The sequence below is a fragment of the Chryseobacterium hagamense genome, assembly GCF_007991455.1.
Taxonomy (GTDB): domain Bacteria; phylum Bacteroidota; class Bacteroidia; order Flavobacteriales; family Weeksellaceae; genus Chryseobacterium; species Chryseobacterium hagamense.
In genome coordinates, this window is sequence record NZ_BJYJ01000006.1 from 18654 (window position 1) to 43364 (window position 24711).

Consider the following 24711-nt stretch of genomic DNA (forward strand, 5'->3'; position numbering starts at 1 on the left):
AATCAACTGAAGCGATATCAATACGATCGAACTCGCGTTAAGCTAAAGTGAACCCTCTAATTTGATTTCAAATGATCTAGTCTTTTACAATCTGCTGGGATACCGGGGAATTGTTGATCATTCCGGTTACGGTATATTTTCCTTTCGGCAGTTCGATGAGATTCATTCCATAGGATGTTTTTGTAGGAGACTGCATCACCACCTGTCCGTATTCATCATATATTTTCACATTCTGTATTTCACTGCTGAAAACAACTTCTTTATTGTCTTTTAAAAAAGGATTGACAATAAAATTAAATTTGGAATAATCAGGATCCGCTGGAGTAATTGCAATAGCTGTACTTCCGGCATAAGAATTCATGGGATAGGCAGGTGCGGTAACAAATTCTACATTGTTGTTGCCGGTGTTTTCAACTACTCTTTTAAATGCCGTGTTGGCCGCAGAAGCAAAAACCGGGACCGCATTGGTTGTTCCATAAGCTGCAAAATCAATAATCTCATTGCTTTTGAAATCCTGAATCTGTACCGGACCATTGACCAGAGCAATTTTACCTGCCCTGTTATCAAGGTCGATGCCGCCGGAAGAATTTTGTGCCCCGTTGAAATAAACTACCTGATCGGCAATAAAATCCGGAGCCGGAAGATCAACGATGCCGCCGATATTCGTTCCCTCCTGAATAAGATAGCTTTGTCCGGGATTCAGCGTAATATTGGGAAGAAGATGATACTGCGTGAAATTTCCGTCAGCAGGACCATATTGTAGGGTTGCCCCATTCAGGGCAGCGGTTTCGGCACCGATGTTTTTAAGCATAACATAGTCATGGCTCAGCGCCAGGCTTGGACTTCCGCCACCACCGTATATTTCACTGATGACAATCTGGGCTTCGGTATGAATAAGAGAAACAATTCCGATGAGTGTAAAAATTTTTTTCATAACAATTTAATTTGTGGATATGATAAAAAATGCAAAAACAGTACCATCAAAATTGGATGATTGCCTATTTAAGACTTCTTAAATGCTTCTAATTCAGCAAAAAAAATCTCCGCTTCATTTGAAACGGAGATTAATATTTTATAAACAACTAATTTCTTAGTCCTTTAAGATTTTTTGGGAAACCGGTTTGTTGTTTACCATACCTGTTACGATATAGTTTCCTTTTGCCAGTTCAGCAACGCTTAACGATTCGTTTTCTTTTACAGAAGCCGTTTTCACAAGCTGTCCGCTCAGAGTATACACTTTCACATCTTTTGTTTCAGCACCGAAAGTGATCTCGTTGTTCTTTACGAAAGAGTTTCTGATGAAGTTTCCGTTGGATTTAGCTAAATCTGAAACGGCGAGGGTTCCTGAGGTGGAGTTTTGAGGAGTTGGCGCACCTGCAACAAAATCAGCAGCATTATTATTTGTATCTCCTGAAATTCTCGCTATAGAATTACTATTTGAGGGAGCCGGAGCAGGTCCTGCACCTTCATACTGACTTGCTGTTGTTCCAAATCCAACAAAATCAAGCACATTACTGTCAGTAGGTGAAGTAACCTGTGTTGAATTACTAGCCAGAGCAACTTTTCCTGCTGTTGCTGACATTGCAAGACCAGCAGTAGTATTCGTTCCTGTTCCAAAATTTGTAGGGATAGGCGCAATATAATCAGGAGTTGGTAGATTTGTTGTTCCTGCATTACCTACAGCTTCCTGAACCAAATAAGTTTTCCCAGGCGCTAATGTAATATCAGGTAAAGTATGATACTGTGAAAAAGGATTTGCAGCTGATCCATACTGTAACGTTGCTCCGCTTAATGTTATAGTTGTTGATCCGATATTCTTTAATTCAATAAAATCGTTCTTGTAAACAGAACCACTGTTTCCTCCGCCACCATATACTTCATTAATCACAATTTGTGCATTCATTGAGGCTGCTGCTGAGATCAGTCCAACGATAGTAAAGATTTTCTTCATGATTTAAAAATTTAATTATTAATAATTTACATGGCAAAAATAAGTCAAATTTTCAAAATAAGACAATAATAAGGTTAATTTTCTGTTAATAACACTAATGTCCTTACCGTAAGGTATTTTTAAGTATTTTTACGAACTATTTCTACAGGTTTGCGAAATTATATTCTGGTATTCATGTTGTTTTTTATGGGCTTATTTTCCGGTAATGCCCAGGTATTCACATGGAAAAACCCCAATCTCCCACAGGATAGCCTTAAACAGGACAGCATCCGGCAGGACAGTATTCTGGCCGTCCGTTTCGGGCAGGATATTTTCGCAAAAGATACTCTGGATTTTGTAAAAACAAACAACCGGATTATCGTTGATGAAGGCGTACTTGCCAGAAACGATAAAAAAAGATTTCTGGGCGAACTGAATTCAAAAGGATCCATTATCAGGGGAATCACCTTCGGGAACAACCAGGGGCAGTCGGTGCAAAGTTCAATGGATCTGCAGATTTCCGGAAGGCTTTCCAAGGATGTAACCATTCTCGCCAGTATTTCCGACCACAATTTACCGATTCAGGCCGACGGCTATACCCAGACGCTGGAAGAATTCGATAAGATCTACATGCAGCTGAACATCAAGGACAAATCCATCCTGAGAGCGGGGCACCTGGATCTGGTGGAAGCCAAGAATTATTTTGCCAAATACCAGCGGCGGAGCATGGGACTTGAGTTCCAGACCGAATTCGGAAAAGATAACAAGACGTTTGTTGATGTCTCCATGGGGGTCGCCCGGAGTGAATTCCACAGGATCCGTTTCCAGGGGGTGGAAGGCAACCAGGGACCTTACCGCTTGACCGGAAAGAATGGGGAACAGTTTATTACCCTGATTTCAGGCTCCGAACAGGTTTTCATCGACGGAATCCTGATGAAGCGGGGAGAAAACCAGGATTATATCATTAATTATAATACCGGGGAAGTTACCTTTACCAGCTTCCGGCCTATTTTCCAGCAGAATTTCATCACGATCTCCTATAATTATGCAAACCGGAATTACTCACGGTATTTGTTTACCGGAAAACTGGAGCATAAAAGGGAAAAACTGAGGCTGGGACTAAACTGGTTCATGGAAAATGACAATAAAAATGCACCATTGTCATTAAACCTTTCGCAGGAAGACCAGCAGATCCTGGCAGCGGCAGGAAATGACCCCAACCTGATGTATGCGCCTTCCGGAGTTGTGGCTGAATATGACGTGAACAAAATTCTGTACCGGCTGGTTCAGGATCCTTCCGGAAACCATTATGAATTTTCAACCGACGCAACGCAGACGCTCTATACCGTTTCTTATACGTATTTCGGAGCCAATCTCGGTGATTATAAAGTTACCCAGACCACCAATAACGGAAGGGTTTTCCAGTATGTCGGTCCGAATATGGGCGACTACCGGGCCGTACGGAAACTGCCGTCTCCGCAAAAATCGCAGGTCTACTCGTTCAATTCCGAATACCTGTTGAAAGACGGAAAGGTAGGTGCTGATATTTCCCTGAGCAATTATGATCTGAATTTATTTTCATCCAAAGATTCCGAACAGAACATCGGATATGCCTGGCGGGTTTTCGGAAATAAGACCTTTACCAAAAACAGCTGGAAAGGAACCCCGAATTTCGAATACCAGTATATCGACCGGCAGTTCCATATCCTAGACCGGATCAACGATGTGGAATTCTCCCGGGATTTCAACCTTGCCCAGGAATTCAGCGGACGGACCCAAAACCGCTTTATCTTCAGCTTCTTAAATAAGTGGACCAACAAATCGACCCTGAATTACAGAATCAATTATCTGGACGAGCAGGATACCTATAAAGGGCTTAAGAACGATCTGGACTTCGGATGGATCAAAGGGAAATTTTTCACCAAGGGAAATTTATCCTACCTGAGCACCAATGCCGTGCTGCAGGATACCAAATTCATCCGGGGCGGTGCTTCTACGGAATTCACCGGTAAGAAAGGAAGCTGGGCACTCGGAGGAAGCATGGAGCACAACGAGAAAAAGTACAACGATACCGGCCTGATGGATGTTACCAGCTTCAGCTGGAAAGAAGTATTTGTACAGAAGAAAGTCGGAGACAGTACAAGGACGAAACTATTGGCCAAAGTCTACATGCGGGATAACGACTCGGTGCGCGACAACAGGTTGCAGAGCATGAACAATATTTTAGGATTCATGGCGGAAAGCCAGATCATCAAAACCGAAAAAACAACGCTGAATGCCCTGCTCCATTACCGGAAATTCTTTTACCAGAACCAGGATACCGATCTTTCGAGAAACAACGATTTTGTTGTCGGGAATATCCTGTATAACCAACAGCTTTTCAGAAACGGGATGCGCTTACAGGCTTTTTATGAGCTGGGTAACGGGCAGGAAGCCCAAAGGGAATTCCAGTATATAAAAGTGACGGACGGACAAGGTATTTATAAATGGACCGATTACAACGGAGACGGTGTCCAGCAGCTGGATGAGTTCGAAATTGCCGAATATTCGGATCTGGCGCAATACATCCGGATTTACACGAATTCCGTACGATATATTCCTTCCAATAAAAATAAAATCCAGCTGGCTTTATTCGTAAACCCTTCGATTGTTTTTAATTCTGAAAATAAATTCTTAAAACGGTGGAATTTCAATATTTCCCTGAATTCCCAGAACTCATTCTATAAAAAAGACAAGGTCCTGGTACTGAATCCGTTTGAAAAAAATGAGGACCAGATCCTTAAAAACCAGAACATCCTGGCCTCCATGCAGTTCAGCCCGACCGATAAGTCCGGCTGGAACGGGAACTACCGCTTCATTTCCAATGACAACCTCATCAATGCCAATTTCAGCAATGAAGAGCGGGAACAGACTTCTCATTTCCTGAATATCGGCTACTGGTTCAACAAAGAATTCAGGATCGACTGGGAGAACTCGGTGCACGATCTCCGGAATTCATCACAGTTATTTGCCACACGGGATTACCGTCTGAATAATTTTGAGACCAAGCCGAAAGCGACCTATAAATTCACCGATGCCATCCAGGCAGAGTTTTCTTCCGCATACCGGCAGAAGCAGCGCGTGGACGGCGAAGAATTCCTGAAAGCTTTTGATGTCACGGGAACCATCCAATGGGAACGCAGGAAAACCTCCATCCGGGGAAATTTCTCCTTTATCAATAATGATTTTACCGGAAATAATTTCAGCATTGTAGGAAATCAGATGCTGGACGGTTTAAAGCCCGGAAAAAACCAGGTCTGGAGTGTATTTATCCAGCAGGCCATCAACTCCTTCCTTCAGTTAAATCTGAATTATGAAGGCAGGAATTCAGGAGACCGGACGATCCATATCGGAAGTATGCAGGTAAAGGCAAGCTTTTAGGCCGTGTCTTTCATTGGATAAATTTGCCGGGCACAACATCTCACAAATAAAAAACCCCGGATTTACCGGGGTTCCTGATTAATTATTCATCAATTATTTTTTCATTACTTTTATCGATTGGGACCCTTTTTCCGTATTTACTTTTAAGATATAAATTCCGGAAGGCAATTCTCTCATATTAACGGATCCTTTTTCGGCATTGATATTTTCATTGGCTACTCTTTGTCCGGAAGCACCGTAAATTTCTACGTTTTTGATCTTCATATTATTGCTGATATTGATAAAATCAACGACCGGATTCGGATAATATTCCAGACCGGTTTTGGCTTTAACATCCTGAACAGCCAGAACAACAGCGGAAAATTCAAAGCTTCCCAAGTCCGGTGTGGTGGCATTTCGGGTTACCCCATCGGCATCTACCGTTACATCGGCTATAAAAGTCCCTTTGTTATCGAGTGCGGCATTGCCGGAAGCAGAAAGGTGAAAGTCGGTGGCAGAGGCAAATACCGGCGAAATATTCAGTGAATTCACATTACCTCCGAAGCCCAGCTGTAACTCTGCCAGAGTTGCTCTCGCAATAGCTCCTATATATCCCACGGCAGCGCCGGAAGAAAAATAATCATTATAATTAATATTGGAAAATACCGTAGTTGCTGCTCCTGCATAAATGGCATACCGGTCTCCGGCCTGCGTCTGCTTGTTGACAAAAATATTATTTCTTATATCAATAGCTCCGGCAGCGGTGACGGTACTGAGAATATTCAGCGCCGAAGGCCTCCCCGCATTTGTCTGGTTAGTATCCATGACCACCGTATTGTAATAAAGCTTGAATCCTCCACCGTTTCCGATAACGATACCATTCCCGTTATCTGCCAGTCCGCCGCCCAATGCGTATCCGGTACCTGCGACATCATTGATGATATTATTGTAAATTAAAAGATTGGACGCGGCAACATTTGAATTGATGTAAAGCCCCACTGCGCCGTAGCCTGCTGTATTCAGCTGTTTAATGTCAGAAATTCTGTTTTTAAATACGGTTCCGTTGGTCACTGCTGCACCCAGCAGTATTCCCTGAGAAGTATTGGTGGAACTAGCCGGTAAAACAACACCGGTTATTGTATTTCCGCTTACCTCAAAATTCTTTGCATTCTGAACGGCAATCCCTCTGAATAACATTTTATCCGCCGTTACAGCAGAGCCTATAACATTGTTTCTGATGATCCATCCTGTATCTGTATTGGTCGCATTTCCAACAGCGAAAATACCGTTCTGTGCCCGTACAAAAGTATTGTTGATTGCTGAAAAATTGTTATTCGGAACTTCTGCGGCCCCGAGGGTTGATCCCGAGACAATAAGGGTCCCGACAGTTCCGGTAGATGAAGATCCCGCAAAATTTGTATTTCTTATCGTAATATTTTCAGCACCGTCAGTTGCTGTACTTGATACCCAGAGCACGGTAGGTGTGGTTCCGGTAGTTGCTACATAAGAATTGCTGATCGTTAGATTTCGGCTCGTTGTCGCATTATTGCTGCCATCAACAGTTACATTATCAGCCCCATTGAACTTAATGGTAGCGGCGGGATCCGCACTGGTAATAGTAGCATTTACTCCGGCAGCCGGTTTAATCAATACGTTCGTATAACTACCATTGCCTGAACCACTGGCATTTAAAACGGCAGAAGCTGTTTCTGTGGTGCTGGCTGTTACGTTAATGGTAATTGCTCCCTGATGTACGCCTCCATTAATTGCGTCAAATGCTGCTTTTAATGTAGTATAAGTTCCTGTCGTCGTACCGCCGCTCGCGGTAAGGCTGATCTGCGCGCTGAAATGGGCAGCCGCTACTGTTGTTAATAAACAAAATAGAGTTTTTCTCATAATATAATGGTATTTGATTCTATAAATATAGTTAAAATAATACAAAATATTAATTATTAAATAAATTATAACGTAAATAATTTACTAAAAAAAGTAATTACGTTAAAATAATTAAATAACAAGAATATGATAAATTCTTTGTAAGCCTATTTTTAAGGCTTTCTGCACAATCATTATAATTTCGTAAATTTGCACCATGATAAAAATTGGCAACATAGAACTGCCGGAATTTCCGCTTTTGCTGGCACCGATGGAAGATGTCAGCGATCCGCCTTTCAGGAGATTGTGTAAGATGCACGGTGCAGACCTGATGTACTCTGAATTCATCTCTTCCGAAGGGCTTATCCGTGATGCAATAAAAAGCAGAAAGAAACTGGACATTTTTGATTATGAGAGGCCGGTGGGTATTCAGATTTTCGGAGGTGATGAGGAAGCCATGGCCATGTCGGCAAGGATTGTGGAAACGGTAAATCCTGATCTGGTGGATATCAACTTCGGCTGTCCGGTAAAAAAGGTTGTCTGTAAAGGCGCCGGTGCCGGTGTTCTGAAAGATATCAACCTGATGGTACGCCTCACCAAGGCAGTTGTACGTTCAACAAGCCTGCCGGTGACCGTAAAAACACGGCTGGGCTGGGACAGCAATTCCATCAATATTGACGAGGTAGCCGAGCGGCTTCAGGAAACAGGAATCAAGGCACTGACGATCCATGCAAGAACGCGTGCCCAGATGTATAAAGGAGAAGCAGACTGGAACCATATTTCAAGAATCAAACAGAATCCCAATATCGAAATTCCGATTTTCGGAAACGGTGATATCGACTCTCCGGAGAAAGCATTGGAATACAAGCAGAAATATGCCTGCGACGGAATTATGATCGGTCGTGCAGCCATCGGATACCCGTGGATATTCAACGAGATCAAACATTTCTTTGAAACCGGAGAGCATTTACCGGCTCCTGCCATTGAAGACCGCCTTCTGGCTGTTCGCCAGCATGCAGAATGGAGTGCAGAATGGAAAGGGGAAAGATTAGGCCTGGTAGAGATGAGACAGCATTACAGCAATTATTTCCGCGGAGTTCCGCATTTTAAGGATTTCAGAAAGAAATTCCTCGAAGTATTTACTCTGGAGGAAATGGATATCCTCATCAAAGAGACGCAGGAATTTTACACCCGATATCTGGCCCAGCAGGCTTAAAAAAGTAAAAACCATCAGGCTGTTCTGATGGTTTTATTTTTTTTGCGATTATCTATTTTCTAATATTCTTCTTCTGACGACGTATTTCTAATCAAAGCCAACGCAGATGAAGTTCCGATTCTTTTTACGCCCAGCGTGATCATCTTCTCGGCATCTTCCGGGGTTCTCACACCGCCTGCCGCTTTTACCGGAAGCTTACCGGCATTGTCAAGCATTATCCGTATTCCTTCAAACGTTGCCCCGTTGGGTTTTCCGTTTTCCGTTTCATAGAAACCGGTTGAGGACTTCACAAAGATTCCGGGCAACCGGTCTTCATCGAAATTCGCTTCAGCCCAACCGGAAATATGTTTGGTCATTTCAGCAATCTGATCATCCATTAACGCCGCAATTTCGATAATCCATTTGGCAATCTTACCGTGTTGCAGGCATAAAGCGGTGCACTTAACAAATTCTTCTTTTACCAAATCCAAATCTCCGTTCAGATAAGCGGTATAATTGATCACGAAATCCAATTCATCGGCTCCGTCGGCAATTGCTTTTTCGGCTTCTGCCAGCTTTTCTTCAGTGGTGCAGGTTCCTTCATGAAATCCGATGACCGTTCCTACAACCACCTCCGAACTTTTCCCGCGAAGGTACTCCTTAATTTCAGATACATAGTCCGGGCGGATCATCACGGCAAAAATCCCGTGGTCGATTGCTTCCTGAGCCAGTTCCTTATCTTTCTGTAAAGTTTCTTCTTCCGAAAGTCCCGACTGTGCAGGCGTTTTAAGGTAAGTTGAATCCAAATATTGCGCAATGTTCATCATCTGTTATACTTTCAGTTGTCTGTAAATTCCCTGTTCCAAAGATATGAAAGTTTCTGTTCTTATGACTCCTTTCAGCTGCTGAAGCTTGCTGAGAATCTGCATCAGGTGGTCATTGTCTTTACAGATCACCTTCAGGAAGATGGTATAATTTCCCGTCGTATAATGGGCTTCCACCACTTCATTGATATCTTTCAAAGATTTCACCATATCCGGGTAATGGCTGGGCAGATCCAGAAACACCCCGATGTAAGAAATCACTTTATATCCGATTTTTTTGGGATTCAAAAAAGAAATTGAAGTTTCAATAACCCCTGCCTGTTCAAGCTTTTTAATTCTCTGATGTACGGCCGTCGTGGAAATTCCTACGCTCTTCGAAATATTGGCCAGGGAAGATTTTGCATTGTCCATCAGCATGTAAATAATTTCTTTGTCAATAGAATCTAATTGATAGCTTGTGTTTTTAGAATTTTTCATTTTTTATTTATGTTTTTACTTTATTTTTTTCATTTTAAATCTTACAAAAACCGGAAAATGATCACTGTAGCCTCCGAGATACCTGCTTCCTGCATAGGTTCTGAAAGGGCGCCCCTGCATCTTTCGGTCGCGGCTCTTTATTTTTTCTGATCTGAATACTTCTGCCTGCTGAAATACCAGTCCGTTATCCCCGGAAAAGAATGATCCGGATAACAGGATCTGATCGAAAAGCAAGCCGGATTTATAATGAAAAGTAGAGTAAGTTCCTGAAGCATACAGATGCTCGAAAGGGTTTTCCATCACCTTCTCATGAGCATCATTATAAAGAATTTTCTTTAAATTTTCATCATCCGGGTTTTCATTAAAATCACCACACAATATGACATTTTCCTTATCTCCATGTACCATATTCAGGATCCGGGTACGGATTTCGTTCAGTATAAAGTCCCTTTTCGGTTTGTTGACATCCTTCTCACGTTTTGAGGGAAGATGAGCGATGAAAACATGTACGGTTTCTCCTTTATATTTCACTTTAGAATATAGTACATCTCTAGTTGTATCGTAGTATTCATGGTTTTTATCGGTTATTTCGAAAAAAAAAGTAATGGCTTCCGAATCCAGTACTTCTACTTTGTTTTTGTCATATAATAAAGCTACATCTACCTTTCTTTCATCCATGGAATTGTAATGCACAATTCCGTACCGGGCATCAAAAGGATGCAGCTGTACAAGATCTTCCAGCACTTTTTTGCCGGAAACCTCAGAAAGGCCGATCATAAAAGGCAGTACCCCATTTTCGTCCCTGATGAGCTGAAAAACATGAGCGATCTTCAGAAGCTTATTTCTGTATTTCCTTTCATCCCAATTTCTGAGTCCGGATGCCGTAGGATCCAGCTTATGGACCGGCGGAGGATCAGGAAGAAATAAATTTTCAACGTTGTAAAAACTGAACAGCTCCATCAACACGCTTTTCTAGAATTTTTCACTGACATTTAATCGAAAGTGTAAATTTATTATTTTATTTAATATATAATAAATATTTCGCTTAAAATCTTAAACCTTTTTGCATTATAAGAATCGTAAATCATACGAATCTTAATGCACAAGGACAGATTGCACAGAAATTATTAAAATTAACTATTAAATGAGTCTAAACAAGTAACAAACTGCCTTTTGCGGAACTCCATGAATTAACCGCTAAAGTCTGATAAATATTTAACGGATTAACAAAATAAACCGGTAATCCAAAAAGGCTATTCCTCTAAAAGGTCCGGGCGTTTTTCCCGGGTAATCCTCACGGCTTCGTCATGGCGCCATTCTTCAATCCTGGCAAAATTACCGCTCAGCAAAATCTTTGGTACCTCCAAGCCTTTATATACTTCGGGGCGGGTGTAGATCGGAGGTGACAACAAATTATCCTGAAAGCTGTCGGTCAGGGCACTCTGCTCGTCATTCAGCACACCGGGGATCAGACGGATCACGGAATCCGCCAGCACGCAGGCCGCCAGCTCACCGCCGGTCAGTACATAATCACCGATAGAAATTTCTCTGGTGATATGCAGATCCCTTACCCTTTGGTCGATCCCTTTGTAATGGCCGCATAGAAACATCAGGTTTTTCCTGATGGATAAAGTATTGGCAATTTTCTGATTCAGGGTAACCCCATCCGGGGTAAGATAAATCACCTCATCATAGTCCCTCTGGGATTTCAGCTCCGAAATACACTGATCCAGAGGTTCTACCATCATCACCATTCCGGCTCCGCCACCATAAGGTTCGTCATCGATCTGGCGGTGCTTGTTGATTGCCCAGTCTCTCAGATGATGAAAATGTACTTCGGCAAGGCCTTTATCCATTGCTCTTCTTAAAATAGAAGTTTTGAACGGACTTTCCATCAGCTCGGGAAGTACGCTTATAATATCAATTCTCATTGTAATGTCTCGTTTTTCTTATTCGGCGAAATGATTAATCTTAAAGAGGAATCCTTATTGAAATAGCTCCACATCCAGTTAAAAAATACGGCAAGCTTGTTTCTTACGCTCAGAATCAGCATCAGGTGTAAGAACATCCAGAAAAACCAAGCTAAAAGCCCCTGGAACTTAATGAACGGCAGATCGACTACCGCCCGGTGCTTACCAATGGTGGCCAGGGAGCCTTTATCTTTATATTCAAATTCCACCCACTGTTCGGAATTCTTTTTCAATAGGTTTTTACCTAAATTCCGGGCCTGATTAATGGCTACATTAGCTACCTGAGGATGTCCCTGAGGATATTTAGGGGTTTCCATATAAGAAATATCGCCGATGGCAAAAATATTATCGTAGCCTTTTATCCTGTTGTACCGGTCGGTAATATACCGGTTCCTGATCAGATGTTCTGCCGGGAAACCGCCGATCACATTTCCCGTGACACCGGCTGCCCAGATGACGCTGTTGGAAGGGATGCTTTTCCCGCTTTTCATGTGCACTTTATCCCCGTCATATTCCGTTACGTATTCCTGGCTCATGAATATCACGCCCAGGTCTTTTAAATATTCTTCGGATTTCACCTGTGCTTCGGGGCTCATCACCGCGAGGGGCTTTTCCGTAGAACTTACCAGAATGATCTGTAAATGGTCGAAATTCATATAAGGATAATCGCGGGGAAGGATGTCTTTCTTCATTTCGGCAAATGCACCTGCCAGTTCCACTCCTGTAGGTCCGCTGCCCACGATTACGATATTCCAGTTTCCGTCGTCGCTCCGGCTTTTTTCCAGGATCAGCTTTTCAAAGGTCATCAGGATATGGTTCCGGATGCCGATGGCTTCCTGGGTATTTTTCATTCCGAAAGCTCTTCCCGCAAGATCTTTGTTTCCGAAAAAGTTGGTTTTACAGCCTGTAGCAATAACGAGCTTATCATAACTGAACTCCGCTTCATCGGTAATCACCTTGTTGTTGGCGGTATCAATTTCTTTTACTTCCGTCAGCCGGAACTGGGTATTTCTGGAACGCTGGAAAATTTTTCTGAAAGGAAAGGAAATATTGGAAGGTTCGATCCTTCCGCACGCTACCTGATAAAAAAGAGGCTGAAACATGTGATGGTTGACCCGGTCTAAGACCATTACCTTTTTATTCCTGTTATTCAATGTTTTTGCAAGTTGCAGCCCCGCAAAACCACCTCCGATGATGATGATCTTTTCGCGTGTTTCCATAGTAGACAAATTTACTGATTTTATTTAGCATTTAGAAGTGAAAAAAGTTAGTTTTGCAAGAACTTTATGCCACCTAAAAAGTACAGCAAAAAAACCGCCAAAAAGATTCACGGCAACAGACGGAGAAACTACTTTTTCCGCCGCAGAGTCCTTTTGGCCATCCTGATTATCGCCCTGGCAGGAACAGGTTTCTATCTCAAGCAGTCGATCAGTTACTACTATGCCCTTTACTTCAATAAATTCACCCACAAAAAACTCCACAACAGCGAAGCCGAAACCCTGAGAATCCAGAAAATCCTCTCCGACAACCTGGATAAAACCTACGGATTCGATGTTTCGCATTACCAGAACAAAGAAGACATCCGATGGGACAGCCTTACCATCGGGAACAAAACCATTCCGCTGGAATTTGTCGTGATGCGCGCCACGATGGGAAACCGCAATGCCGATAAGCACTTCGACGACTTCTGGGCGCAGGCTAAAAAACAGAAGATGATCCGCGGGGCTTATCATTTTTACAGGGCCGATGAAGACCCGGTGATCCAGGCCAATAATTTTCTTGAAAATGTAAAACTCGAAAGCGGGGACCTGCCGCCAATCCTGGATATTGAAAAAATCCCGAAACGCAAAACCAATAAAAAGCTGATCGAGGACCTGAAAATATGGTGCAGAATTGTGGAGGAAACCTATGGTGAAAAACCGATCATTTATACGTATTACTATTACTATAAAGATTTCCTGAAAGGCGAATTCGATGATTATCCGCTATGGCTGGCCAATTACAACGATGTTCCGGCGCCCGCCCCCGAGGGACATTGGGATTTCTGGCAGTTTACGGAAAACGGGATCGTTCACGGCATCAATACCAAAGTGGACCTGGACATCTACAACGGAAGCACATGGTCCCTGAAAAGCCTGACACTGGATTAACATAAACCCTACCCTGTTCAATGTATATCCAATCGGTTGTCAAGGTAAAAAATAAAACCATGTTTCTGATTGAAGATTTGAATAAAATTCATTTTTTGCTCAGGTGAAAAATGATTTCATCTGATGATCACTCATTATCTTTGATTGTATTACCGGCACAAAGAACTTCCGGCAGCCTTTTCAACTGGCAATTGCTCCGGAACCAAGTTGGATCACTTTGTTTTTCCGCCTTTAACAGAATCTAAAGTAGCTTTAAAAGGATTTCTCTGCACCCATTCCGTTTTTGGAGAAAGGGAAGGAAAAATATTTTTCATAAAAGGGTTGATTATTGAATAAGTATGCCTGATCAGTCCGAAGATTTCAACCGGCTCCGCACCAATGGTGGATTTGATCTCCAGTGCCGTCCTTCCGAAAATAATTCTTTTAAACTGATGATCGATGGCAAACCTTGTCATGTCCAGAAGCATGTTCAGGTAGATCTGTTTTTCCTTCTGAAGTTTTTTGTCATAACCTAGAAAATAGGTATCCACATCATCATGGTTCAGAATTAATGTATAAAAACCGATCAGCTCAAGATCCGAAAAATAGCCGAACACTTTAAAACAGGTTCCTAAATGTTCCTTCATGCTTTCAAAGTGGTTTTCTTCCAGGAAAAAAGTATTGAAAGGCGCATTATCAGCCACATTCTGATACAGTATATTCATCTCTCCACGGTATCTGCAGATTTCTTCAGCACCCAATTCCCGTTTTTCGATACCCGCCAGCTTCTTCCGTGCCGTCTTCGCCCGGGTCCTGTACTTGGTGGAAAAATCATTGAGGTAATCTTCAAAAGTCTTCCAGTTTTCCCGCATTTCGAGAATCATCGTCGGCTGTACGGAAAATTTAAAATAGTCCTGAGATTCCATACCCTGGAAAAACGGGGAGAATTCCGGCCGGTAATCTTTATAAATGATGAGTGCCGTTTTCCTGATTTCTTTCTGCATCTGATGTACCGCTTCCCCCAGCAGTGCAAGCATATTCTCAGCACTTATTTTTTCCGGATCGAAATAAAATCCGTTTTGCCCCGTCAGCATATTATTGCCTAGAATCATCACATCCCTGCTGAACTTCCTTGCGGCAAAATTACGGATGCTGCACCAGACCTCATCTTTCTGGAACGTCCTGTGCCGGATAAAATCGAGGTATTGAAACAAAGCTCCGCCGATCAAATGTTCATCATCAAAGAACCCTGCAAAACAACAGGTCATATTTTCAGGTCCTGAGGCTTCAAGAACACGGAGGTACGCTGTGGAAAGCATGATGTTATGACTGCCGGTCACCGAATCCCAATCTTCAGGAAGACCGGCAACTGCTGTATAGATTTTTAAATGATATGACATAAAAGAGACTGTACAAAAGTAGCTTTATCTTTCAAACCGTTAAAATTATTTTTTAATTCCCCTCAGAAATATCAACATTCAATTATTAATCAATCGCCATTCAGGGAAATTATCGGGGGAAGATAACAGCGGCCGTTTTTTCTTATTACATTTTCGTACTTTTGCGGCTCAGTAGAAGTTATAACCCAAACCATCAGTTTCCCATGAATTACGTTTCCGTTGAAAACCTGACCAAATCTTACGGCATCAAAGTTTTGTTCGAAAATATTACCTGCCATGTCAATGAAGGTGATAAAATAGCCATTGTTGCCAAAAACGGAAGCGGAAAATCCACCCTGCTGAAAATCCTGATGGGAAAAGAGATTGCCGACAGCGGAACGGTAAACATCAACAAAGACATCCAGGTCGTCTTGTTTGATCAGGAAATTGATTTTGATCCGGGCCTTACCATCGACGAATTTATGATGACCCTGGATTCGGCGCCGATCATGGCCCTGAAGAATTACCATAAATCCCTTCATTCCACCGACACCGGTTTTATTGAAAAAGCATTGCTGGATATGGAAGCCCATAAGGCATGGGACCTGGAAAACGAGATGAAGCAGATCCTTTCCCAGCTTAAAATTACGGATCTGGAAGCAAAAATGGGAACCCTTTCCGGAGGACAGATCAAAAGGGTTGCCCTGGCCAAGCTGCTTACGGAAACCCGTGCCGAGCACCGCCATACCCTGCTGATCATGGATGAGCCCACCAACCACCTGGACGTGGAAATGGTGGAATGGCTGGAAAATTATTTAAGCAAAGCAAAAATTACCCTGCTGCTGGTTACCCACGACCGGTATTTCCTCGACAGCGTCTGCGATACGATCTGGGAAATGGAAGACGGGAATCTTTACATGCATAACGGGTCTTATGCAACCTATCTGGAGAATAAAATGATCCGCGAGGACAACCTCAACGCGACCATCGATAAAGCCAACAACCTCTACCGGAAAGAGCTGGAGTGGATGCGCAGGCAGCCGAAAGCCAGGACCACAAAATCCAAATCGCGGATCGATGCTTTTTACGACACGGAAAAAGTAGCCAAAACCGATACCCGGAAACAGGGCCTCGAACTGGATTTCGAAATGAAAAGGCTGGGCAGCAAAATCCTGGAGCTCCACCATATCGATAAAAGTTTCGGAAGCAAAGTGCTGTTGAAAGATTTCAGTTACCAGTTCCAACGGGGCGAAAAAGTAGGAATCGTAGGAAAAAACGGAGCCGGAAAATCGACCCTGCTGAATATTATCCAGGGATTGGAAAAAGCCGACCGAGGGGAAATCGAAACCGGTGAAACCATCAGCTTCGGCTATTTTTCGCAAAAAGGGCTTACTTATAAAGAAAACGAAAGAGTCATCGATTTTATTAAAGAAGTGGCGGAGTATTACCCTTTGGCCAATGGCAAAAGCCTTTCGGCATCGCAGTTCCTGAGACTGTTTTTATTTGACGACCAGACGCAGTACTCTCCTATTTCCAAACTGTCCGGTGGAGAGAAAAGAAGGCTGCATCTTATGTATATCCTGTACCAGAACCCGAACTTCCTGATTTTTGATGAACCGACGAATGACCTGGATCTTCCGACTTTAACGGTGCTGGAAAATTTCCTGCAGCAGTTCCAGGGTTCACTGATCATCGTTTCCCACGACCGTTATTTTATGGACCGGATCGTAGATCATATCCTGGCCTTTGAAGGCGAAGGAAAGATCCGTGATTTTACCGGTAATTTCTCGGAATACCGTGAAGCGAAAAGCAAGGAAGATGCATTGGAAAAATCGGCTGCGGCAAAACCGGAACCTGTAAAAGAAACGGCTCAGGCTGTGAATACTCCTAATGCCTCCAAAAAGAAAAGGCTTTCCTTCAAGGAACAGCGCGAACTGGAAACCATTGAAAAAGAAATGCCCGAACTGGAAGAACAACGGGCAAAAATCATGGATCAGCTTAATAATGAAAGCGATTACGAAAAAATTTCAAAGCTTTCCGCAGACCTGGAAAACATTTCCGGCAAACTGGAAGACCATGAAATGCGCTGGCTGGAACTTCAGGAGATGCTGGGAGAAGCCTGATGGGTTTGAGTGTTTTGGAGCGGAAGCGTTTGAGCGTTTGAGGGTATGAGAATAAAATTTATTCTGAATTTTATTCTCAAAAAAACTCAAACTCTATTAACCTTAAACTTTATAACACTCAAACACTCCAACCCCTATCACTGTCTGATACCATCACCCCAAAAACTCGCAGGCTCAAACGCCCTAACTTCTAAAGATAAACCACCCGCTCACCCGCGGCACTTTCCAGGGCAGCATCGATGATTTTCATATTTCTGATGATTTCTCCGGCCGGTGACGGCAGAGCATACCCGAAGACGATAAATTCGTAAATCTGCTGGTAATAATTCATATAATTGCCGGGCTCGCTGGAAGTGGATGTTCTTTCGGTTTCTTTATTTTCATTTAAAAAATTCAGGATTCCGTCGGCTTCTTTCAGTGGCCGTGTCCAGTCTTCACCGTAGGCAGGAATACTCCCTGCAACCAGCTCATTCTCCTGATCATCGGATCTTTCCTGCAAAAAGCTGCCCTTTTCCCCATGGATGGCATAGGCATAATGGGCTTCTTTGGTAAATACGGAAGATTTTAATCTTACCCGGAGATCGTTTTGATAAAATAAAATAATTTCAAAATAATCATTGGCGAATTCTTTTCCTTTCATCGAAAATACGTCAGCAAAAAGCTTTTCCGGATATCCGAAGTACTGCACCGCCTGATCTATGAGATGCGACCCGAGATCATGAAGCGAACCGGAACCCGCAGCTTCGGGATTTTCCTTATGTGCTTTTCCGCTAGGATCGGTACGGAACCTGTCGAAACGGATCTCCGCCTCCTTAATGTTCCCCAATCTGCCTTCACTCACGATTTTCTGTACCTGAAGATAATCGCGGTCGAATCTCCGGTTCTGGTAAACGCTCAGAAACAATCCTTTTTCTTCTGCCAGCAGCACCAGTTGTTCCGCTTCTTCCACATTAACGGCAAAAGGCTTTTCCACCACGACGTTCTTTCCCGCTTCTAAAGCTTTTTTTACATATTCGAAATGGGTCTGCACCGGAGTATTAACAATAACCAATTCAACATCTGCATTTCGAAGCATTTCTTCTACCGAACGGTAAAGGGTGGCTTCAGGATACTTTTCCCTGGATTCTTCCCGGCTCCGCTCTACAATGGCCGACAAAGAAAATCCTGGATGTTCTTTCAGGAATGGGGCATGGAATACTTTTCCGCTCATTCCGAAGGCACAAAGCCCAACTTTTACTAATTGCATAAGTCTGTTTTTAACAAATATATTTATAAAATTTTTTATTCCCCCGGAATTTCTATTCCGGCAGCCTGAGATCAACTGATAAAAATCATTATTTTTATTTTGAATAAATCTAAATAAACTATACATTTGCGGCTTATTTAAAACTCTTCTAAATAATAAACTCAACATGAAACAGCAGCTGGTAACTTTAGGATTATTATTCACAGCCGTATCCCTAGGGGCACAATTGAAAAATGCCGAAGCGGATACCGTACGGATTCAGACCATTGAAGACGTCAACCTTCACAAAACGGGAAATCCGAATAAAGCAAGGCCTATGTCTACCAAGTCCAATCTTACGGTGATGGAAACGCCCCAGCCGATCGCTATCGTAACACACGAGATCATCGAGCAGCAGCAGGCCAAGCAGCTGAGCGACGTCCTGCAGAATGTAAACGGTATTTATATAACGTCTTCCAGAGGAAATTCCCAGGACAGTTTCGGCGGACGCGGTTTCATTTTGGGGAATGATAATATTTTCAAGAACGGTTCAAGAATTAACAGCGGCGTATTCCCTGAAGTAACGGGGCTGGAAAGGGTTGAGGTTTTAAAAGGGGCAAATGCCATGCTTTACGGAAATACGGCAGCCGGCGGTGTCATCAATATGATCACCAAGAAACCGAAGTTCAATTTCGGGGGAAGCGTAGGAATGAATGCCGGGAGCTGGAATTCTTACAAGCCTGTGGTTGATTTTTACGGGCCGCTGTCAAAAAATATAGCTTTCCGGGTGAACGGGGCGTATGAGTATGCAGAAAGTTTCAGAGATGTGGTACAATCGGAAAAATACTATTTCAATCCTTCATTTTTGTTTAATCTAAGCGACCGTTCACAATTGATCATTGAAGCAGACTATCTAAAAAATAATTTTACTCCCGATTTCGGGATCGGTTCCATCACCGAAAAAGACCAGAGCTACCGCCTGAACGATACGGTTGCCCGGAATGTCTTCTTCGGAACGGACTGGCAGTATCAAAATGTAGAACAGGCTTCCACCAATGTCACTTTCAATCACCGGTTTGATGAAAAATGGTCTTTGAATGCCACGGCTTCATACCAGAATTACACCAAAGATTATTTTTCTACCGAAAGGGTACAGTGGATTTACGATACGAAAGATAAGACGGTAGATCCGAACAGGCTGTCGTGGAAAAGACCGTTCGGAAAAACCTACAACGAGCAGAATTATACTTCTGCCCAGGTGAACCTCAATGGTGAATTCAGTACCGGAACAATAGGCCATAAGGTACTGATCGGTTCAGATGCCGATTACAGCCAGGCAGACTCTTATACCTACAATGTCAGTGCACCTGTCAATCTACTATATCTGGATGATCCTTCTACGTGGGGCAGTGTTGATATGCCAAATGCGGTTGGTAATACAAAAAGCAGGATCAATACAAGAAGAATCGGTGTTTATGCACAGGATTTTATCAGCTTGACCAAACAGTTTAAGGTAATTGCCGGATTAAGATGGTCTTATGTAGAAAATATGCCGACCATCATGACCCGCTTAACGACAAACGAAAAGTCTGAGGTTGCCAATTCATCCACATCCAATACGGCATTTTCTCCAAAAGTAGGAATCGTCTATATGCCGAATGACAATTTTTCAGCATTTGCCACCTATACCAATTCATTCGTTGCCAATACAGGATATACTTCCGATCAGTTCAATACGGTAAATACGAGTGTACCCACACAGGTTGAAAGCCAATTAAATGGCCTTTCCAGATTAAGTATAAAACCCACTACCGTAGAGCAATATGAAATCGGATTCAAGAAAAACCTGTGGAATAATGCCTTGGCGGTAAATGTAACAGCTTACCAGATTATGTACAATAATTATTACCAGACTTACTGGTATCTCGGACAAAACGGGCAGCCTCTCACTTCCCAAGACACCAATCTCAAAGAATTTGCAGGAAAAATGAGGAGCCGTGGTGCTGAACTGGACATTACAGGAAACCCGACAGAAAACATTTCGATCATCGGAGGTTTTTCTTATAACAATTCGGTATACATAGATACTCCGGAAAAAGGATATGTTGAAAATCAGAGGTTGGTAAGAACGCCTGCTACCACTGCCAATGCGTCTGTGTTTTATAAATTCACGAATTATGCAAAAGGCTTGAAAGTAGGTGCCGGGATTTATTACATCGGTGACCGGATTGCAGGCTGGAATGATACCAAATCTACCAACACAAGCAGGAATAATGTAAGCCGAATGTTTGACCTTAAGGATTATACCACGGTTTCCCTTTCCCTGGGATATGAATGGAGTAAATTTTCCGTTCAGGCAAAGGTCGGAAACCTTTTCGATGTGATCAACTACAATGTTCATGAGAACTATTCCGTGAATCCGATTACGCCGAGAAATTATTATTTTACCCTGACGTACAAACTCTGAAAACAGAACTAGAATAATTTCTTCAATCAAAGTGGGAATTGCAATTTTGCAGTTTCCACTTTTGAAATTTAAAACAAACAAATAAGATATGGATAAGATTAAAGACACACGAAGTTTTATGAGGGTTACCCACCGTTACCTGGGCTATTTCCTTGCCGGGATTATGGCCGTTTATGCGGTAAGCGGGGTTTTGCTGGTCTACCGGGACACGGATTTCCTGAAAAAAGAAAAAAATTATGACAAAATTATCGGCAAAAACCTGGATGAAAAAGCTTTAGGAAAAGAATTAAAAATAAAAAACCTGGAAGTGCAGAAAACAGAAGGTAATGTTCTAAAATTCAAGCAGGGAACCTACGATTCAGCTACAGGACAGGCAAGGTATACCAAAAAGGAACTGCCCTTCCTGCTGGACAAAATGACAAAGCTTCATAAATCCCAGTCCAAAGACACCCTATCGCCGCTTAATACATTTTTCGGGATTTCATTATTCTTTTTTGTGATCTCCAGTTTCTGGATGTTCAACCCTAAGACAAAAGCGTTCAAGAGGGGAATGATTTTTACGGTGGCAGGATTGGCCGTTGCCGTTATCCTGCTGCTTGTCTGAATGCCCATCGCCAGACAGAATGTATTATAGGATGTGGTATCCCCGAAATTGGTTTTAATTATGTTCAATTCACTACATAAGGATGAGTATGGCACATTTATTGTTTTTCTGAAACCACAAATGATAAGCATTTAAACATTAAAATAATAAATTATGAAAAAGTTAATTTTATCAGGAATATTAGCAGTTGCTGGTTTGACAACTACTGCCAATGCACAGATCCAAAGAGGAAACTGGATGGTAGGAAGCAGCCTTTTGACCAGTAATTTCGGATTGAACACAGGAGGTGGTTATAACATTGCTATCCAGCCAAAAGCGGCTTATTTTATTGAAGATAATGTAGCTGTCGGTGGTTATGTAAATCTGGGAGTAAGCAAAGTAACAAACGGAAGCCCTACAAGATTTGATTATGCAGTAGGAGGTTTAGGACGTTATTATCTGTCTCCGGGAGAAAAAGGAGTGGATAACTTATTAAACCACGGTCGTTGGTTCTTCGAAGGAAATTTGGGAGTAGGAGGATCTTCTGTTGAAAACGGAATTTCTACCAGCGGTCTTGATTTCGGTGTTGGTCCTGGATATTCTTACTTTATTACACCGAACATCGGGGTAGAAGGATTGGTAAAATATCAGGGGCAGGCAGGATTCGGAAGCGAAGGCTTAAACTCGAATATTACTTTCAACGTTGGTTTCAGCATCTTTATTCCATCTTCAAAAGGAAGAGACGTTGTAAACGATGTAAGATAAAAAGAAGCAATCACTTCACACTCACTATATACTTTAGTAATGAAATCGTCCCGGGAAGAAATTTCCGGGACGATTTTCGTACAAATTAAAACTAAACTATAAAAAATCAAATAAATCATGTATTCGGTTGGGGCGTATATCTCAGATACGGCTTTACTTCGGTTACGCCTTTCGGGAAGATTTTTCTGGCCTCTTCCGTAGAAACCGAAGGCGGAACAATCACATCGTCGCCATCCTGCCAGTTTACCGGCGTAGCAATTTTATGGGAATCCACGAGCTGCAGGGAATCCAGAACCCTCAGGATTTCATTGAAATTGCGTCCTGTGGAAGCAGGATAGGTAATAATCAGCCTCACTTTCTTTTCAGGATCAATGATCAGTAAAGAACGGACAGTTGCCGTTGCCGAAGCATTCGGATGAATAAAGTCGTACAGTTCGGAAATCTTTCTGTCCTTATCCGCTATAATCGGAAACTGTACATCTGTCTCCTGGGTTTCATTAATATCTCTGATCCAGTTCCGGTGGTCTTCTACTCCGTCTACACTCAGGGCAATTACTTTTGTCCCTCTTTTATCAAATTCCTCTTTCAGTCTGGAAGTATAACCCAGCTCTGTAGTGCAGACCGGGGTGTAATCTGCAGGATGCGAAAATAAAATCCCCCAGGAATCTCCCAGGTAATCGTAGAAATGAAGATCTCCTGCAGAAGTTTCTGCCTGGAAATCGGGTGCGGTGTCTCCTAGTTTGATTGACATAATATTTTGTTCTTATTAGTCTACAAATTTAGTAGAGTTTTTGAAACTGGCAAAATTTTTGTTTAAAAATTGTATCTTTAATCAAATTTTTTTTTAGCATGAAGGAAGGCACTCTCGGATATATTGATGTGGTGTACCGGGTTTTGGAAAACTGGTACCTGAAATTTGCAGAACTTACCCCCAAACTCGTCGTCGGAATTCTGGTGTTCTCACTGTTTCTTATCACCAGTAAATATCTGAGTAAGGCTGCCGTCAAACTTTTCCATAAGCTGTTTCCTAAAAGCAAAAGAGAAAGTTCCCTGGTGACAACCATCAGTATCTTCCGTTTTCTGATCATGATTATGGGAACATTCATTGCGCTGGAGATTATGGGATTCAGTGGCTTCCTCTGGAAGTTTATCGGAAGTTTAGGAGTAGCCGGGGTTATTGCCGGGGTTGCGCTGAAGGATCTCGTCTCCAGTATATTCTCCGGAATGCTGATCGGGATTGACAAAGCCTTTAAAATCGGAGACTATATCAGTATCGGAAATAATTCAGGTACCGTGATGGAAATCGGTTTCCTGACGACGAAAATCATCAGTGACGACGGGAAGAAAGTCTACATCCCGAATCAGGTGATCTTCAACGCTCCGTTCTCCAACATCAGTGCGTCGCCGCAGCGGAAAATCATTCTCAATTTTGAAATTCCGGCAGATCAGGACATCAACAAAGCCCGTGTCATTGCTTCCGAAATTCTTCAGGAACTTCATGATATTGACCGTCCTGAAGCTTCGGAAGTTATTTTCACCGACCTGAAACAGGGGGTTTTTACCTTACAGGTTAAATTCTGGATGACTGTGGGAGCCAATATGGGGGTCCTGAAAAGCAAAGCATTCCTTAAGATCAAGGAAAGGCTGGATCAAAGCGGCATTCAGCTGGTAACCCCCACCAGCATCAGCATCGCAGACGGAAATTCCTCAGCACTGCTGAATAATCAGCAACAGTAATTCTCCTCAATAAATATGAATTATAAAAGCAGCCTGTGACGAGACTGCTTTTTAAATAATTGGTGCATTACTGATAATCTTAAGCTATTTGACGGCATGACCAGCCGGTTATTTTTCCGGCATTTTCCGATCATAACGAACGTTGTCCTTAGCAGGCATTTTTATAGTATCCGGGTCTTCCGGAATAACGGTTTCACCTATGATAACATCTTTGTTACGGATACTGTCCTGTTCCGTATCCGAAACGATCAGACCTGTAGTTCTGAAGTCTTCGTGCTTTTTCGAACAACCGGCCAGAAAAAGAATGAAAGACAACATGCCCAGTAAAATGCTGCTGTTCCGTAATGCTGAAGGCAGATACCCGAAGAGTGGATTACCTACTTTTCCGGAATTCCGAACCGGATCCAGCTGTACGGTATAAAATCGTCCACAGGTTTTCTCATTTTTTCTTTCGGCTAAAATCTGACGGACTTCGGACGGTGTTTTCTGCGTAAAATCAATTACACATTTGTTGCAAACCGCACAGAAGCGGCCCTTTTCAAAGGGAGTCATACGGTCCCAGTCTTCAGAACAGGGATCCGGAATGTTTATCTTTTCCATGATGTAAGTTTTTTTTAAATTATAAAATTTGAA

General features: G+C 42.6%; 20 protein-coding genes. 8 read left to right on the forward strand and 12 right to left on the reverse strand.

Translation table 11 applies throughout. The features are described 5' to 3' along the window. Positions 1-76: 76 nt before the first annotated feature. Positions 77-934: a lamin tail domain-containing protein gene (locus CHA01nite_RS08410; protein ID WP_146940871.1), complete on the reverse strand. Its 858-nt coding sequence runs from the start codon at positions 932-934 to the stop codon at positions 77-79. Between the two features lie 156 nt (positions 935-1090). After that, on the reverse strand, positions 1091-1951 hold the full coding sequence (locus tag CHA01nite_RS08415; RefSeq protein ID WP_146940872.1) for a lamin tail domain-containing protein: 861 nt from the start codon (positions 1949-1951) through the stop codon (positions 1091-1093). A gap of 174 nt (positions 1952-2125) precedes the next feature. Here CHA01nite_RS08415 and CHA01nite_RS08420 point away from each other — a divergent pair, with 174 nt between their 5' ends. After that, positions 2126-5350 carry a DUF8818 domain-containing protein gene (locus tag CHA01nite_RS08420; protein WP_228458373.1) on the forward strand — a complete coding sequence of 1075 codons (3225 nt, stop codon included), beginning with the start codon at positions 2126-2128 and terminating at the stop codon, positions 5348-5350. 93 nt (positions 5351-5443) lie between these two features. On the opposite strand, the gene CHA01nite_RS08425 is transcribed toward CHA01nite_RS08420, so the two are convergent. Continuing rightward, a complete protein-coding gene (locus CHA01nite_RS08425) occupies positions 5444-7225 on the reverse strand; it encodes a T9SS type A sorting domain-containing protein (protein WP_146940874.1) in 1782 nt (593 codons plus the stop codon). Between the two features lie 196 nt (positions 7226-7421). Between CHA01nite_RS08425 and dusB the strand changes: the two genes are divergently transcribed. Continuing rightward, positions 7422-8420 (forward strand): tRNA dihydrouridine synthase DusB, encoded by a 999-nt coding sequence (gene dusB / locus CHA01nite_RS08430; protein ID WP_146940875.1) that lies wholly within the window; start codon positions 7422-7424, stop codon positions 8418-8420. Positions 8421-8479: 59 nt separating this feature from the next. Here dusB and deoC read toward each other — a convergent pair whose 3' ends face one another. From deoC to CHA01nite_RS08455, 5 genes are all read right to left on the reverse strand, one after another. Then, positions 8480-9226, reverse strand: a complete 747-nt coding sequence (deoC, locus tag CHA01nite_RS08435) for a deoxyribose-phosphate aldolase (protein ID WP_146940876.1) — start codon at positions 9224-9226, stop codon at positions 8480-8482. Between the two features lie 3 nt (positions 9227-9229). Next, positions 9230-9700: an Lrp/AsnC ligand binding domain-containing protein gene (locus CHA01nite_RS08440; protein ID WP_146940877.1), complete on the reverse strand. Its 471-nt coding sequence runs from the start codon at positions 9698-9700 to the stop codon at positions 9230-9232. Positions 9701-9715: 15 nt separating this feature from the next. Further along, complete coding sequence (locus tag CHA01nite_RS08445) at positions 9716-10660, reverse strand: endonuclease/exonuclease/phosphatase family protein (RefSeq protein WP_146940878.1); 945 nt, start codon at positions 10658-10660, stop codon at positions 9716-9718. A 293-nt stretch (positions 10661-10953) separates the two neighbouring features. Then, complete coding sequence (trmD, locus tag CHA01nite_RS08450) at positions 10954-11631, reverse strand: tRNA (guanosine(37)-N1)-methyltransferase TrmD (RefSeq protein WP_146940879.1); 678 nt, start codon at positions 11629-11631, stop codon at positions 10954-10956. Next, positions 11628-12890, reverse strand: coding sequence for an NAD(P)/FAD-dependent oxidoreductase (locus CHA01nite_RS08455; RefSeq protein WP_146940880.1), 1263 nt, complete (start codon positions 12888-12890; stop codon positions 11628-11630). Before CHA01nite_RS08455 ends, trmD begins: the two co-directional genes overlap by 4 nt. 66 nt (positions 12891-12956) lie before the next feature. Here CHA01nite_RS08455 and CHA01nite_RS08460 point away from each other — a divergent pair, with 66 nt between their 5' ends. Next, positions 12957-13820 carry a glycoside hydrolase family 25 protein gene (locus tag CHA01nite_RS08460; protein WP_146940881.1) on the forward strand — a complete coding sequence of 288 codons (864 nt, stop codon included), beginning with the start codon at positions 12957-12959 and terminating at the stop codon, positions 13818-13820. Positions 13821-14032: 212 nt separating this feature from the next. Here the strand turns inward: CHA01nite_RS08460 and CHA01nite_RS08465 are convergent, their stop codons facing one another. Further along, positions 14033-15199 carry a peptidogalycan biosysnthesis protein gene (locus CHA01nite_RS08465; protein WP_146940882.1) on the reverse strand — a complete coding sequence of 389 codons (1167 nt, stop codon included), beginning with the start codon at positions 15197-15199 and terminating at the stop codon, positions 14033-14035. Between the two features lie 203 nt (positions 15200-15402). On the opposite strand from CHA01nite_RS08465, the gene CHA01nite_RS08470 reads away from it, so the two are divergent. After that, on the forward strand, positions 15403-17301 hold the full coding sequence (locus CHA01nite_RS08470; RefSeq protein WP_146940883.1) for an ABC-F family ATP-binding cassette domain-containing protein: 1899 nt from the start codon (positions 15403-15405) through the stop codon (positions 17299-17301). Between the two features lie 190 nt (positions 17302-17491). Here the strand turns inward: CHA01nite_RS08470 and CHA01nite_RS08475 are convergent, their stop codons facing one another. Further along, positions 17492-18547 carry a Gfo/Idh/MocA family oxidoreductase gene (locus tag CHA01nite_RS08475; RefSeq protein WP_146940884.1) on the reverse strand — a complete coding sequence of 352 codons (1056 nt, stop codon included), beginning with the start codon at positions 18545-18547 and terminating at the stop codon, positions 17492-17494. A 166-nt stretch (positions 18548-18713) separates the two neighbouring features. Here CHA01nite_RS08475 and CHA01nite_RS08480 point away from each other — a divergent pair, with 166 nt between their 5' ends. The 3 genes from CHA01nite_RS08480 (at position 18714) to CHA01nite_RS08490 (ending at position 22341) form a co-directional block, all read left to right on the forward strand. Then, the gene (locus tag CHA01nite_RS08480) at positions 18714-20993 is read left to right on the forward strand and encodes a TonB-dependent siderophore receptor (protein ID WP_146940885.1); all 2280 of its coding nucleotides are present in this window, start codon (positions 18714-18716) and stop codon (positions 20991-20993) included. Positions 20994-21081: 88 nt separating this feature from the next. After that, on the forward strand, positions 21082-21597 hold the full coding sequence (locus CHA01nite_RS08485) for a PepSY-associated transmembrane domain-containing protein (RefSeq protein ID WP_146940886.1): 516 nt from the start codon (positions 21082-21084) through the stop codon (positions 21595-21597). 153 nt (positions 21598-21750) lie between these two features. After that, on the forward strand, positions 21751-22341 hold the full coding sequence (locus CHA01nite_RS08490) for a porin family protein (RefSeq protein ID WP_146940887.1): 591 nt from the start codon (positions 21751-21753) through the stop codon (positions 22339-22341). 115 nt (positions 22342-22456) lie between these two features. Here the strand turns inward: CHA01nite_RS08490 and CHA01nite_RS08495 are convergent, their stop codons facing one another. Beyond that, on the reverse strand, positions 22457-23092 hold the full coding sequence (locus CHA01nite_RS08495; protein ID WP_146940888.1) for a peroxiredoxin: 636 nt from the start codon (positions 23090-23092) through the stop codon (positions 22457-22459). Positions 23093-23190: 98 nt separating this feature from the next. Here CHA01nite_RS08495 and CHA01nite_RS08500 point away from each other — a divergent pair, with 98 nt between their 5' ends. Further along, entirely contained in the window at positions 23191-24078 is an 888-nt protein-coding gene (locus tag CHA01nite_RS08500) for a mechanosensitive ion channel family protein (protein ID WP_146940889.1), read from the forward strand. Positions 24079-24186: 108 nt separating this feature from the next. On the opposite strand, the gene CHA01nite_RS08505 is transcribed toward CHA01nite_RS08500, so the two are convergent. Then, complete coding sequence (locus CHA01nite_RS08505; RefSeq protein WP_146940890.1) at positions 24187-24678, reverse strand: hypothetical protein; 492 nt, start codon at positions 24676-24678, stop codon at positions 24187-24189. Between the last annotated feature and the right edge of the window lie 33 nt (positions 24679-24711).